The sequence below is a fragment of the Streptomyces sp. N35 genome (assembly GCF_016464295.1).
Taxonomy (GTDB): Bacteria; Actinomycetota; Actinomycetes; order Streptomycetales; family Streptomycetaceae; genus Streptomyces.
The window spans coordinates 1-13,550 of record NZ_JAEIMH010000010.1; the positions used below are offsets into that span (position 1 = coordinate 1).

Genomic DNA, 13,550 nt, shown 5'->3' on the forward strand with positions numbered 1-13,550 from the left:
GTCCGGGTGGTAGTAGACGAAGTCGATGCGGTCGCGTTCGTCGGCCTTCGGAGCCCAGGCCAACTCGCCCGGGTCGGCGCCCGGGTTGTCGCTCGGCCAGGTGAACCCCGGGGTGCGCACGGGATCGGGGTGGACCTCGCGGTACGTGTCGCGGAAGCCGGCGTCCTCGATGGCCCTCGTCGTCGACCAGTCGACAACGGTGCCGTTGTGGTCGAAGAGATTGCGGGTACGCCGGGTCCAGTCGCGGAACGACGGCTCGTTGAAGTCCCCGCCCAGGATGACGAGTCGGCCGCGACGGCGTTCGGCCGCCGCGTCGGCGAGCATGGTCTTCGTCACCGCAGTGCGGCCCGAGGCCTCGTTGAGGCGCGTGATCAGGTCGACGTCGGTGATCGGTCCGGTGGGGATCTCGTCCCAGCCGTATTCGGAGGTCTCCAGGGGTGCGGGGGTGCCGCCTCCGTAGCCGCGCGGCAGGTAGTTGACGTAGTAGCGGTATTCGAGATGGCCCGAGTAGACGGCGATCTCGGTGCCGTCGACGGATATCACGGCCTTCGACCAGGAGGGGAAGGAGGCCCGGTCGACGATCGGGAAGCGGGAAATCACCGCCGGATCGGTGGGGTTGGCGTTGTCGTAGAAGGCCAGTCCGCGCACGGCGAGGTCGGCGAGCAGGTCGGCCACCCGCTGCGGATTCGACTCGCTCAGCAGGACCACGTCCGGGCGTACCGCCGCGATGGTGTCGGCGATTCCGGCACGGCCGCCGTCCACTCTGCTGCCACCGAGCCAGATGTTGAACTGCAGCACCTTCAGGGTGCGGCGCGCGGGCCCGCGAGTCCCCTCAGCTGCCTCCGCCGCACCGACGCCGACGAGTCCCGCGCCGACGGTGGCACCTGCCATACCCAATAGTTCACGACGTCCGACCATGCCCATGCGACCTCCATCGATTGCATACGTACGTACGGCCCGCGCAGTGAACTCGCAGGCCGCACGCAGTGTCGAGGGCCATTCAAGACGGAAGGTGAACGCCGGGAGAAGATCCAGGACTATGCGGACTGCGATTGTCCGCGCTCAGAACCCCGGAACCGGGAGGAAGTTCGGCCACCACAGGGGTACTCCGCTGGGGCACGAAGGGGTGGCACCCTCCCAGAAGACCGAGATGACACACCAGGCAAGACCGAGGAGCGTCACCGCCAGGGCGACGGCATGAAGACGGGGACGGTTCCCGAGCAGGGCGCCCACCGCAACCCATGCCAGCAGCAGGACCGACCACAGCCCCGGGATAAGGATCCACAGCAGGAAGCCGCTGTTGGCCGCGTTGTTCACTCCCACGTCACAGGCGTTCCACGCCCGGCCCAGGAGCATGGCGGTGACCGTCGCGAGGGTCAGCCCCACCGCCGTCCCGAGAAATCCGTGCAGCTGTCGACCCGCCACAGCCCTCCCCCGTTCGTCCAGCCGCACCTCGGCCACGAGGTGATCGGGCTCATGTTCCCGGCTACGTATAGCAGTCTCATCAGCCGATCGAGGCCGCACCGTGCTCGCCCGTGGTACGGCTCCTGGCCGTCACACACTCGACGCCCTCGCGACAGCCTTCACTGCGCATGAAGTGGGTCGCGACCATATCGTCTCCGGCTCGCTGCACCACATGCTCTACCTGGAGGCAACCGGCCGGTGGCGTGCCGAGTCCGCGAACTCGACGGCGACTTGGGGGTTCCTGAGTGGGCCACGCCAAGCGACAGCAGCCGTGAGATCCCGCTCGTGAACCAGGCATGCCAAGGCCTACCGCATGGGTCAGCCGCGCCAAGGTGTAGACGGAGAAGATGCCCTGTGCTTCAGCAGAGTTCGCGTGCATGAAGACTCGTTCCAGGTCGGGGGAAGTGGGTCTCCGGTCTGCTGTCCGGGAGTGCCCCCGGGACGCTTTGACAGGCGCCCCGGGGGCGGGGTGCCGACGACGCCATCAGGCGTGGCCTAGGTGCCGGGCATCAGAACATTCCGTTGGGGTTGGCGGACTCCAGGGGGACTTCCTGGATGACGTCCCAGTGCTCGACGACCTTGCCGTTCTCCAGGCGGAAGAAGTCGGCGAGTGCGCGGCCGGGGTTGTCCGGGTCGCCGGGCTCCAGGTCCAGGTGCGAGAGGGTCACCACCATGTTGCCCTCAGCCATGACCTTCTTGATGTTCAGCTGGACGTTCGGGTACTCGCCGCGCAGCCACCGCACGAAGCCGATGAATGCCTCCGGACCGTCCGCGGCGTCCGGGTTGTGCTGGATGTAGACCGGACCGAAGTGGTTCGCGATCGCCTTCTCCGGGTTGCCGCCGAACGCCGTCTGGTAGTAGTCGACGACGATCTGCTTGTTGCGCTCGAGCTGGGTCTGCTCAGACATGGAAAAACTCCCTCTCCGGGATGGGGTTCCCAGGTGACGGAGCTGGAAGGAGCCTGGAGAGGCTTTAGCTGTGAGTAGCACCAGGGAACCCAGGAAATGATCAACTGGGTGTGCCCATCGCGTCTGAAGTGGCGGCCGGGGCAGGCGGGCCGACGCTGGTACTACTTTCTCTTGCCAGGCGCAGTGCGCCTGTACGAAAGGATCTTCCGCAAGGAGTACGGCGATTTCCTGTCGCACCAACCAAATTACCGATCTTTTCCAGCACCGCGACTCGCCGAAAGTCCCGACGCCGCGGGTCTTTCGACTTCGGCGGAGGGGGCGGCGCAGGTGGGTTCGGCCCTTCGTCTTCCCGCTGCTCGGAGGGCTTCCTCCCGTTGATCGTCTTGCCACCGTCCCAGCCGCGGCTGTCCGCGCCGACGGTCTCGGGGGGAGCGGACCTCACGGCGCAGTCGATATGGCCGAAGGCGAGTCCGCGGGCGAAGGGCGCGGTCGAAGTGCGCGCAAAGGTGGGTGGGTTCAGCGGTAGTGCGACCGCGAGCGAGGTTCACCACAGGGCACGGCGACCGGCCAATACTTGCACCTCTACGCAAAGATGCCGGCTCACTCCCCCGCGTACAACGGCAGCAGCACCCTGAACGTCGCTCCCCGCCCCGGCGCCGTGCGGACCTCGACCCGGCCGCCGTGGCCGCGTACGAGGGAGTCGACGATGGCCAGACCCAGGCCCGCTCCCCCGCCGGCGGGGCGGGCGCGGGACGTGTCGCCGCGGTAGAAGCGGTCGAAGACGCGCTCGGCCTGCGCGGCGCTCATCCCTGGGCCCTCGTCCTCGAACTCAAGGACCGCGAAGGCGCCTTGGGCACCGACGCCGATCCGTACCGCGGTGCCGGGGGGCGTGTGGGCCACGGCGTTGCCGACGAGGTTGGAGGTGACCTGGCGCAGCCGCGCCTCGTCGCCGAGGACCGGTGCGCCGCCGGGCGGGCCACCGTCGAGACCGGTGAGTGTGACCGTACGTCCGGGGTCGAGGGCGCGCAGATCGTGCAGGGCGTCGGCTGCCAGGGTGCGCAGATCCATCGGGGTGAGATGGAGGGGCAGCTCGGTGGCGGCGGAGCGGTCGTCCAGGCGGGCCAACAGAAGGAGTTCTTCGACGAGTTGGATGAGGCGGCCCGCCTCGCCTTCGATACGGCTCATCGATGCGTCGACATCGGCACGTTCGGGCATGCCGCCCATCCGGTACAGCTCAGTGAAGCCCTTGATGCCGGAGAGGGGCGTGCGCAGTTCGTGGCTGATGTCGGCGATGAAGCGGCGCATACGCTGCTCGGCGTCGGCGCGTGCGGCATCGCCGGCTTCGATGCGGTCGAGCATCCCGTTGAGGACCGCGGCCAGGCGCCCCAATTCGGTGCGTGGGCCTGCGAGTTCGGGGACTCGGTGCGTCAGGTCGCCTGAGGCGATGGCGGCCGCGGTCGTCTCGATCCGGCGCAGCGGGCGCAGCCCCGCGCGTACGGCGAACCAGCCGGCGAGGCCGAGGGCGCTCAGCACAATGCCGTCGATCAGCAGGACGCGTCGGGTGAGGCCGTGCATGGCGGCGTCGACATCGGCGCGCGAACCCGCCGCGACCACGCTGCCGGACCCCTCGCCGGCCGAGCGGGGGAGGGCCACGACGCGCCATTCGCGGCCGTCGCCGGAGCGGGCGTCGAAGGGTTCGCCGTCGCGTACCGCCACCTCGGCCGTGTCGAGGGCGGGGAGTTCGGGCGGGTCGTCCGCTCCGGGGCGGATCAGCCAGGTGACGGCGCCGTCGGGAGCCGCGTCCGCCACGTACATGTCCTTCATGAGTTCCCGCTCGACGGCGTCGCGCACCTGAGGGGCCTCGTCCCCGACCGTGTCCGGCAGCGCCGGCAGCCGCGCCGCTACGGCGGCGACTGAGGCCACGCGTTCGTCGAGCTGCTCGACGAGGTCGCGCTGGAGCTGGTCGATCAGCAATCCGGTGCTGGCCAGCAGGGCGGCGACCAGCAGCGCGAGGGTGAGCGCGAGGAGCCGGGCCCGCAGGGACACTCCCCTGCCCAGGCCCTTCACGGCTGCGGCCTGCGCAGCACGTAGCCGGTGCCGCGGACGGTGTGGATGAGCTTGGGCTCGGTGTTGTCGACCTTGCGCCGCAGATAGCTGACGTACGAGGCGACGATGCTGTCGTCGCCGCCGAAGTCGTAGTGCCAGACGAGGTCCAGGAGCTGTTCCTTGGACAGGACTTGGCCCGCGTGCTCCATGAGCACCTTCAGGAGGCTGAACTCGGTCGGCGACAGCGCGATGCCCGCTCCCCCGCGGGTGACCTGGTGGCTGTCCGGGTCGAGCACGAGATCGCCTACGACGAGTCGGCCGTCGGGCCGTGCTCCGCTCGTACGCCGGAGGATGGCGCGGATGCGCAGGATCAGCTCCTCCAGGTTGAACGGTTTGGTGACGTAGTCGTCGCCGCCCGCCGTCAGGCCGCTGATCCGGTCCTCGGCCGCGTCACGGGCCGTCAGGAACAGCACCGGCGGCGGAGCTTCGGCGTGCAGCGCCCGGAGTCTGCGGACGACTTCGAAGCCGTCGAAGTCCGGCAGCATCACGTCGAGAACGATCAGGTCGGGCCGGTCCTGGCGCACCGCGCTCAGCGCCTCGCTGCCCGTGGTCACCGCGCGCACCTCGAAGCCGGTCAGGCGCAGGCTCGCGGAGAGAAGTTCGCGCAGGGTGGGATCGTCCTCCACCACGAGGAGCTGTTCCGCCATCGTCGTATCACCGCCTTGCCGGTCCACTGCCTTGCCGGGTCCGTTGTCCGTTGTCCGTTCCCCGGTCGCTGCTCGATCTTCCTACGCGTCGCGCCTGCGGAAGGTGAGGAACGCGGCCACGAGCAGCACCGCCACGCATCCGGCCATCACCGCCAGACCCGGCCACGGGTCGAGAAGCGCCGGGTCGCGGTACGCGGTGACGATCTGTCCCCCGGCCGAGGGCGGCCAGTACGTGGCCGTCCAGTCGGCGAGCGGGCCCGGGAGGGTCGGACCGAACGCGGGGACGATCAGCATGGTCGCGAACATCGTGGTGACGGTGGCGGTGGTGCTGCGGATCAGGGTGCCCACCGTGAAGCCGAGCAGCGCCGCGAGGGTGAGATACAGGGCGCCGCCGCACACGGCACGCAGCGCGTGAGGATCGGACAGTGTCGCGTACGGAGCTCCGGCGCCCTCGAGGGCCGACTGTCCGACGACGAAGCCGACCACCATGGTGGCCAGACCCGCCCCGTACGCCAGCACGGCCAGGACGACCGCCTTCGCCGCGAGCACCCGGCCACGGTGGGGTACCGCGGTGAGAGTGCTCACGATGGTGCGGCTGCCGTACTCCGCGGTGACGACCAGGCCGCCGAGCAGCGCGAGCGTGACCTGGGCCAGCATGTAGCCCTTCAGGCTGGTGGCGAGGGGGTCGAAGACCGCCTGGTCCGCGGCCGGCATCGTGGCGTACTCGTCGCCGGCCGAGGCGCCGTTGAGGGACGCGAGGCCGACTCCGATCACGAGCGTGCCGAGGATGACCCACAGTGTGGAGCGCATCGTACGGATCTTGATCCACTCAGCGTGGACACAGTGGCGGAAGGTCGCCTTCTTCGGCCCGGCCGTGTCCGGGAGCGGACGGCCGGGTGTAGTGCGGCGAGTGATCACGCTGGTGAGGCTCATCAGACGGCTTCCTTGTTCCTTGCTTTGCCCGTTGCTTTGCCCGTTGCTTTGACCTCTGCCTTGCCCGCCGCGTCGCCCGTTGCCTTGTCCGCGGCGTACTCAGTGCTGTCCCGAGTCAGGCGCATGAAGACCTCCTCCAAGGAGGTCCTGCGCGGGGCGAGCTCATGGAGTTCCACACCGCGGGCAGCAGCCAGCGCACCGATCGCGGGGGCGGCGAGACCGGTGACCACCAGGGCGTCGCCGTCCCGGTGGACTCCCGCGCCCTCGGCCTCGAGGCGCCCGGCGAACTCGGGCGCCTGCGGGCTGCGCAGGACCACTTCCCGCAGGGAGTTGGCCTCGATGAACGCGGCCATGGAGGTGTCGGCGATCAGCCGGCCCCGGCCGATGACGACCAGGTGGTCGACGGTGAGTTCGACCTCGCTCATCAAGTGGCTGGACACCATGACCGCGCGGCCTTCGGCGGCCATCCGGCGCATCAACCCCCGGATCCAGACGATGCCTTCGGGGTCCAGTCCGTTCAGCGGTTCGTCGAGCACGAGCACCGGTGGATCGCCGAGCAGGGCCGCGGCGATACCGAGGCGCTGCTTCATGCCCAGGGAGTACGTACCGGCCGGGCGGCGTGCCACGGACCGGAGGCCCACCTCGTCGAGCACCGCGTGGACGCGGCGGCGCGGCAGCCCGTTGCCGGCCGCGAGCGCGAAGAGGTGGTGGTACGCGCTGCGGCTCGGCAGCAGCGCACCGGCGTCGAGCAGCGAGCCGACGGCCTTGAGCGGTACGGAGTGGGCCGCGGCCGCACGGCCGCCGATGGTGGCGGTGCCCGCGGTCGGGGCATCAAGCCCGAGGATCATCCGCATGGTGGTCGACTTCCCCGCACCGTTCGGCCCGAGGAAACCGGTGACCTCACCCGGCAGCACGCGGAAACTCAGCGAGTCGACGGCCGTCACCTCGCCATAGCGCTTGGTCAGCCCGCGAACCTCGATCATCACGTCTCCCGAAGGGTTGCCGGTCGGTGCGCACCGTGGCGGTGCGTCCGGGAGACAGGTTCACCGTGCTGTCTGGGAGCGGGGTGGGCGTCTCTGGGAGTTCCGTGTGAGTCGTAGGCGTGTCCATGCAGGTGGGAACCCTGCGGTCGGTTTCAGTCCGCGCCCGGCGAGCCGGACTCACACGGAACTCGCACCGCCCACATCGGCGATCACGACCATCGGCGTACGGGCATCCGCCTCGGCGAGCGTTCGCCCGTCAGGCGCCCACAGCGCGGCCCCGCCGCAGCCGGTCCAAAGGCCGGCCGCCCCCACGTGGTTGGCGAGCACGACGTACAGGCCGGCGCTGCGGGCGATGCCCGGGTACACGCTCGCTCGTTCACGGACGCCGTCGCCGGTGCCGTACAGCGAACTGGCCAGGTGCACATCACAGCCGTCGGCGGCGCAGCGCGAGGTGAGCGCGACGAAGTGGTTGTCGTAGCAGGTCGCGAGAGCGAACCGCAGCCCGCCGTAGGTGAAGCGCCCATCGCGACCTGCCGCGAAGACCTCCCGCTCGTGCTCGAAGAGGTGCTGCTTGCGGTACGTAGTGATCAGTTCGCCGCCCGGTCCGTACACGAAGGTCTCGATCGCGGGGCGCGGGCCGTCGGTCGGGGCGGCGCCGTTGACGACCGTGGCGATGCCGCTCGTACGCAGCGCGTCGAGGCGCGGGTCGTCGTGCCGGGTCAACAGGTCCGGGTTCTTGCCGATCGCTTCCAACTCGTAGCCGGTGAGCGCCAGTTCGGGGAACACGATCAGTTCGGCGCCCAGCGCCCGGGCCCGGGCGGCCTGGCCGACCATGGTGCGGACGTTGGCGGGGATGTCCGCGGGTGCGCAGGTGAGCTGGGCGGCAGCGATCTTCATCGGGCCAGGATCTCAGGCGTCGGCCGCATCAATTAATGAACGGGCATTTACAAACGAGCGGCGAGGGGCTAGTTTACGAATAGGCATTCACAAACAGACCGACGGACGGAGCGTGGCGTGGCCCGACCCCGCACCACCAGCGACGAAGCGATCCTTGCCGCCGCCGCCCGCGCTGTGGGCCGGCGCGGACCCGCCGGCCTGACGCTCGCCTCGGTCGCCGAAGAGGCCGGGCTCGCGCCGGCCACTTTGGTGCAGCGCTTCGGGTCCAAGCGCAACCTGCTGCTCGCTCTGGCCCGTCAAGGGGCGGCACACACCGGCGCGGTGTTCGACCACGTCCGCCGGCAGCACGACGCGCCACTGGTCGCGCTGCATGCCGCGCTGAGTGATCTGGCCTCGGGCGTACAGACTCCCGAGGAGATGGCGGGCCACCTCGGGTTCCTCCAACTGGACCTGACCGACCCGGAGTTCCGTACGCACGCGGCCGCGCAGGCGCACCGGATGCGTACGGAGACGGCAGCGTTGCTCTCGGACGCCGTCGCGGACCGTGATCTTGCCGCCGGCACCGACGTCGACGACCTCGCCCGCGGCGTTCAGATCACCTACAACGGCGCCCTGCTGCTGTGGGCCGTGGAGGGCGGCGACTGTCCGAAAGAACTGCTCCGCGACGAACTCGACCGCCTGCTGCGACCGCACCGCACCTGACGACCGACCGCAGTACCCACGGCACCGCACCGCACCCCACGACCGACCGCAGTACCCACGGCACCGCGCCCCACGACCGACCGCACCACAGCACCTGACGTCGCACCACATCACCGACCCAGGAGGACGCACACCATGACCAGCTCCCACCCCTTCATCGTCTCCGTCTTCATCGGCACCAGCTTCGACGGCTTCATCGCACGCGCCGACGGCGACATCGGCTGGCTGAACAGCCGCGCCGAGGGCGCCGGCGACTACGGCTACGACGCGTTCATGGCAGAGGTCGACACCGTCGTGATGGGCCGTGCCACGTACGAGGTGGTCATCGGCTTCGGACCCGAGATGTGGCCCTTCGCCGGCAAGACCGTGCACGTGCTGAGCACCCGCCTGGATGCGGACGTCGACGAGCGCGTCACCGTCCACCGCACCTTCGACCAGCTGGTGACGGCGCTCACCGAGCGGGGCGCCAAGCGCGTGTACGCGGACGGCGGACAGGTGATCCAGACGTTCCTGCGCGCCGGCCTCGTGGACGACCTCACCATCACCCGCGCCCCGGTCCTGATCGGCACCGGGCTCCCGCTCTTCGGACCGCTGGACGCCGATGTCGACCTCACCCACGACTCGACGCGTGTACTCGGCGCCGGCTTCACCCAGTCCACCTACCACGTGACCCGCTGACAGCAGTTCGTCGAGCGCAGGGCGCCGGCCGCCGTGATCACCGCGCGGACCGGCGTCTACCCTGCGGCCATGATGAAGCCGACAGGACTCGTGGTCTTCGACTGCGACGGCGGCCTGGTCGACACCGCACACCTCGCCGTACGCCTTCAGATCGCGCTCGGAGCGGAACTCGGCTGGCCGCTCACCGCCGACGAAGTGGTCGAGCGTTTCATCGGGCGATCCAAGGTGTCGATCATCGACCAGATCACCGAGCGGCTCGGCGCGGAGACAGCCGGGCTCTGGTGGAGCCGGCTCATCCAGCGCCACCGGGACGCTGTCGACCTCGGCATCGACCCGGTGGACGGACTGCCCGAGGCGCCCGCCGCCCTCACCGTGCCCCTCTGCGTCGCCTCCAGCGGGTCGCACGAGAAGAAGGGGGACACCCTGGGCCGCACCGGGCTGTACGAGGTGTTCGCCGGCCGGATCTTCAGCGCGAGCGAGGTGCGGCACGGCAAGCCCGCGCCGGATCTCTTCCTGCACGCCGCCCGTCGCATGGGTGTCGACCCGGCGGCCTGCGCGGTCGTCGAGGACAGTGGGCCCGGCGTCGCGGCGGCACGGGCGGCCGGGATGCGCGCCTTCGGTTACGCGGGAGGCCCGACCCCCGCCGAACGGCTCGAAGGCGCCGGCACCGTCGTCTTCCACGACATGCGCGAGCTGCCGGACCTGCTCGCCGTGCGGTGACGCTCGCCGGGGTCCCTGCCCCCCCCGGCTTCGGCCCCTCGGAGCACAGCCGCCCGTACCCGCCGAGGGGACACCCCCTACACACACGCCAGCCACGGCAGATACGCCGACGAGAACAGCTCAGCCCGGGACTGGCGGCGCACCGCCTCGTACAGCCAGGAACAGCTGCTGCGGGCCTCGGTGACGACATGCTCCGGATACCCGAAGCGCTGCCGGTGCACGTCGAATTCGTCCTCGTCCTCGATGTGCGGCTCGGCGCCCGGCAGCCGTACGACATCGAGGTCCAGGTCGACGATGCGCACCTCGGCGCCGTCCGCTGCCCACTGCGCGGGAGTGCTCACGTCGCAGTAGACCTCGGGGCCCGGCGGGCGGCAGAACGTGGCCGTCCACCAGGCGTGCCGCGGGACGCACAGCACGTACGGGAAGCGTGTGCTCCACCCGCCGCCCGCCGATTCCACGCGGATGCCCTCGGGGGTCGCGAGCCAGGTGCCGTGTACGTCGGCGCCGAGGCGTGTCGCCGTCCAGCGAGCGCTGAGGCGGCCGTCGTACTTCCGGAACCCGACGGTGACGTCGGTCATCGCGCCGCACCCCGTTCCGGGCCGACGGCATCGCGCCCGGCCACCCGCCCGTGCGGCTCAGGCACTCACGGTCCCCTCTCCCCGGCCCGGCAGCCGATTCGTCTTCGCCGCCTCGGCCTCGGCCTTGGCGTCGCTCACCGCTGCGGCCGCCTGCCGCGCGACCTGATCGGCCGCTTTCGCGGCGTCCAGCGACAGCGTCGAGCCCTCCTCGAGCTCACCGGCCCCGGTTTCGCTCCCAGCCAGGTCCACCTGCTCGGGGGCGGGCTGACCGCTGTTCGGCTGGTCGCCGAAGGCGCTGGTGACCGTGCGGATCGCTTCCGTCAGCTCGCCCGGGATCACCCAGAAGGTGTTGTTGTCGCTGCGGGCCAAGTGCGGGAGCGTTTCGAGGTACTTGTACGCGAGGACCTTCGCGTCCGCGTTGTTGCGGTGCACGGCCTGGAAGACGCGCTCCACCGCCTTCGCCTCGCCGTCGGCCCGCAGGATCATGGCCTGCTGGGTGCCCTGCGCCTCCAGGATGTCCTTCTGCTTCGTCCCCTCCGCGGTCAGGATCTTGGCCTGCCGCTCGCCCTCCGCGTGCAGGATGGCCGCGCGCTTGTCCCGCTCGGCCCGCATCTGCTTCTCCATCGCCTCCTTGATGGTGTGCGGCGGGTCGATGGCCTTGATCTCGACGCGGTTGACGCGGATGCCCCACTTGCCGGTGGCGTCGTCGAGGACCGTACGCAGCCGGGTGTTGATCTCCTCGCGCGAGGTGAGTGTCTCCTCCAGGTCCATGGAGCCGATGACGTTGCGCAGTGTGGTCACGGTGAGCTGGTCGATCGCGTGCAGGTAGTCGGCGACTTCGTAGGCCGCGGCCCGTGGGTCGGTGATCTGGTAGTAGAGCACCGTGTCGATGTTCACCACGAGGTTGTCCTCGGTGATCACCGGCTTGGGGTCGGAGGAGTACACCTGCTCGCGCACGTCGAGTTTGGTGTTGATGCGGTCCGCCATCGGCAGCACGAAGTTCAGGCCGGGCTGCAGCGTACGGCGGTAGCGCCCGAACCGTTCGATGTTGTAGCGACGCGCCTGCGGCACGATGCGCACCGTGGCGGCCACGAGGAACACGACGACGATCGCCGCCACGAGTATGGGGATGACCACCGGATCCATAGCTGCCTCCTCGTGATCGGTGCGGTCGTGCGCGGAGCTCTCGGCTTCCCGGTCTTCATGGCAGCAGCTCGCGTGGGTAGACGACGGCGGTCGCACCGTCGATCTCCATGACGTCCACGAGCGCGCCCACGGGGATCACATGGCTTTCGTCCAGGGTGCGGGCCGACCATTCCTCGCCGGAGATCTTGATCAGGCCGCGGGTCGCGGTGACTTCCTTGAGGACTTCGGCCCGCCGGCCGACCAGCGCATCGGTGCCGTCGCGCGCCAGAGGTGCCTGTTCGATCTGCCGCAGCGCGATCGGCCGGACGACGAGAAGCCCCGCGGCCGCTGCCCCACCGAGTGCGAGTAGCTGGCCGAGCAGGCCGATGCCCACACCGGACACCACGGCGGCGACCAGGGCGGCGCCGGCCAGCAGCCCGAACACCAGGGTCAGAGTGAAGAACTCCGCGACACCGAGCACCCCGGCTGCGAGCAGCCACACGAACCACGGCATGGAATCAGCCTCCCTCAGGGGGACCCGCTCCCCACGCTACGCCCCGGAACGCGGCCAGAACAGACTGATCGCGCGCCCTGCGGCGCCGCAGCGCGATCGATGCCCACCCCTCCCTGCCCGTCGATGTCACAGCGGGCCGCCCGGGTTCGTCACAGAAGTGAAAGGCGACAGTCGCCCCGACGAACCAGCGGAGGCAGTCCATGGCGGACCACGGATCCCCGGAGCAGACCGCGCAGACCGAGCACACAGAGCAGACCGCACAGACCGCGCACACCACCGATCACGTACACCCCACCGACCACACCACCGCGCGCAACAAGGAAGTCTTCCGGCGCTTCCACGACGTCGTGAACAGCCGCGACGCCGAGGCGATCGACAAGACGATTCAGGAGTACGTCGATCCCGAGGTCGTCTTCCACGCGCCGGTGCCGACCGAGCTGCCCGGCCTCGAGGCGTTCCGCCGGGTGTGGCCGACGCTGCTGCGTGCTTTCCCCGACATCCAGGTCCACATCGAGGACCTCATCGCCGAGGGCGACAAGGTCGTCGCACGGAACACCGTGACCGGGACCCACCTGGGCGACTACCGCGGCCTCGCGCCGACCGGGCGGCCCGTCAGGTACGACGAGATCTTCATCTTCCGCTTCGCCGACGGCCGTATCGCCGAGGCATGGGGCGTCGTCGATGTCCTCGGCCAGTTGCGGCAGTTGGGGGCGATGCCCGGCTGAGCGGGGCCCAAGGCGCCCTAGGATCGGGCGCTATGACCTCCGCGCTGATCCTCATCGACCTGATGCCCCGCATCATCGGCCTGCCGCTCGCCCCGCACTCCGGCGAGGACGTCCTCGCGCGCTGTCGCGAGTTGGCCACGTCGTTCCGTACGAGCGGACGGCCGGTGGTCCAGGTGCGGGTGGATCGCCCGAACGTGGCTGAGCAGCCGCCCGGCAGCGATTTCGCCGAGCGCCTCGTGCACGACGGCGACATCGTGGTGGTCAAGCGCACCATCGGCGCGTTCTACGGCACCGGCCTGGACGAGCAGTTGCGCAAACGGGACGTGGACACCGTTGTGCTCGCCGGCCTTGTCACCACGATGGGCGTCGAGTCCACCGCGCGCGCCGCGGCGGATCACGGCTACGAGGTGGAGTTCGTGACGGACGCGATGTCCGGCCTCGCCGCGGACGAGCACGAGTTCGCCGTGTCGCGCACGTTCCCGCGCTTCGGCGAGGTGCGGAGCACCGCCGACTACCGCTGACGCCGGCTGCTCCGCCCAGGACGTGCGCCGTCTCCGCCCGGACCTGCGC

Annotated in this window: 16 protein-coding genes; 5 read left to right on the forward strand and 11 right to left on the reverse strand. The window is 70.0% G+C overall.

Annotated elements, in window-relative coordinates; all coding sequences use genetic code 11:
* From JAO81_RS07855 to JAO81_RS07890, 8 genes are all read right to left on the reverse strand, one after another.
* Positions 1–891: endonuclease/exonuclease/phosphatase family protein (locus JAO81_RS07855; RefSeq protein ID WP_233415072.1), on the reverse strand; the 891-nt coding region annotated here is incomplete at its 3' end.
* 171 nt (positions 892–1,062) lie between these two features.
* A complete protein-coding gene (locus JAO81_RS07860; protein WP_307813230.1) occupies positions 1,063–1,425 on the reverse strand; it encodes a hypothetical protein in 363 nt (120 codons plus the stop codon).
* Positions 1,426–1,973: 548 nt separating this feature from the next.
* Positions 1,974–2,372, reverse strand: a complete 399-nt coding sequence (locus tag JAO81_RS07865) for a nuclear transport factor 2 family protein (protein WP_199547059.1) — start codon at positions 2,370–2,372, stop codon at positions 1,974–1,976.
* Between the two features lie 600 nt (positions 2,373–2,972).
* A complete protein-coding gene (locus tag JAO81_RS07870; protein ID WP_307813232.1) occupies positions 2,973–4,439 on the reverse strand; it encodes a HAMP domain-containing sensor histidine kinase in 1,467 nt (488 codons plus the stop codon).
* On the reverse strand, positions 4,436–5,125 hold the full coding sequence (locus JAO81_RS07875) for a response regulator transcription factor (protein ID WP_199547060.1): 690 nt from the start codon (positions 5,123–5,125) through the stop codon (positions 4,436–4,438). Before JAO81_RS07875 ends, JAO81_RS07870 begins: the two co-directional genes overlap by 4 nt.
* Positions 5,126–5,206: 81 nt before the next feature.
* A complete protein-coding gene (locus JAO81_RS07880) occupies positions 5,207–6,058 on the reverse strand; it encodes an ABC transporter permease (protein ID WP_199547061.1) in 852 nt (283 codons plus the stop codon).
* A complete protein-coding gene (locus tag JAO81_RS07885; protein ID WP_199547062.1) occupies positions 6,058–7,041 on the reverse strand; it encodes an ABC transporter ATP-binding protein in 984 nt (327 codons plus the stop codon). The genes JAO81_RS07880 and JAO81_RS07885 overlap by 1 nt, the downstream gene beginning before the upstream one ends.
* A gap of 177 nt (positions 7,042–7,218) precedes the next feature.
* Entirely contained in the window at positions 7,219–7,938 is a 720-nt protein-coding gene (locus JAO81_RS07890) for a carbon-nitrogen hydrolase family protein (RefSeq protein WP_199547063.1), read from the reverse strand.
* A gap of 117 nt (positions 7,939–8,055) precedes the next feature.
* On the opposite strand from JAO81_RS07890, the gene JAO81_RS43645 reads away from it, so the two are divergent.
* The 3 genes from JAO81_RS43645 to JAO81_RS07905 all read left to right on the forward strand — a co-directional run bounded on the left by JAO81_RS43645 (position 8,056) and on the right by JAO81_RS07905 (position 10,038).
* Positions 8,056–8,640 carry a TetR/AcrR family transcriptional regulator gene (locus JAO81_RS43645; RefSeq protein WP_199547064.1) on the forward strand — a complete coding sequence of 195 codons (585 nt, stop codon included), beginning with the start codon at positions 8,056–8,058 and terminating at the stop codon, positions 8,638–8,640.
* Between the two features lie 135 nt (positions 8,641–8,775).
* Complete coding sequence (locus JAO81_RS07900) at positions 8,776–9,318, forward strand: dihydrofolate reductase family protein (RefSeq protein WP_199547065.1); 543 nt, start codon at positions 8,776–8,778, stop codon at positions 9,316–9,318.
* Positions 9,319–9,387: 69 nt separating this feature from the next.
* Entirely contained in the window at positions 9,388–10,038 is a 651-nt protein-coding gene (locus JAO81_RS07905) for an HAD family phosphatase (protein WP_199547066.1), read from the forward strand.
* 77 nt (positions 10,039–10,115) lie between these two features.
* Here JAO81_RS07905 and JAO81_RS07910 read toward each other — a convergent pair whose 3' ends face one another.
* From JAO81_RS07910 to JAO81_RS07920, 3 genes are read right to left on the reverse strand one after another with little or no spacing between them, the layout of a single operon-like run.
* Complete coding sequence (locus JAO81_RS07910) at positions 10,116–10,616, reverse strand: DUF402 domain-containing protein (protein ID WP_199547067.1); 501 nt, start codon at positions 10,614–10,616, stop codon at positions 10,116–10,118.
* 57 nt (positions 10,617–10,673) lie between these two features.
* On the reverse strand, positions 10,674–11,762 hold the full coding sequence (locus tag JAO81_RS07915; protein ID WP_199547068.1) for an SPFH domain-containing protein: 1,089 nt from the start codon (positions 11,760–11,762) through the stop codon (positions 10,674–10,676).
* A gap of 55 nt (positions 11,763–11,817) precedes the next feature.
* Positions 11,818–12,255 (reverse strand): NfeD family protein, encoded by a 438-nt coding sequence (locus JAO81_RS07920; protein WP_199547069.1) that lies wholly within the window; start codon positions 12,253–12,255, stop codon positions 11,818–11,820.
* Positions 12,256–12,455: 200 nt separating this feature from the next.
* Between JAO81_RS07920 and JAO81_RS07925 the strand changes: the two genes are divergently transcribed.
* A complete protein-coding gene (locus tag JAO81_RS07925) occupies positions 12,456–12,980 on the forward strand; it encodes an ester cyclase (RefSeq protein ID WP_199547070.1) in 525 nt (174 codons plus the stop codon).
* Positions 12,981–13,012: 32 nt separating this feature from the next.
* Positions 13,013–13,501 (forward strand): isochorismatase family protein, encoded by a 489-nt coding sequence (locus tag JAO81_RS07930; protein ID WP_199547071.1) that lies wholly within the window; start codon positions 13,013–13,015, stop codon positions 13,499–13,501.
* Positions 13,502–13,550 lie beyond the last annotated feature (49 nt).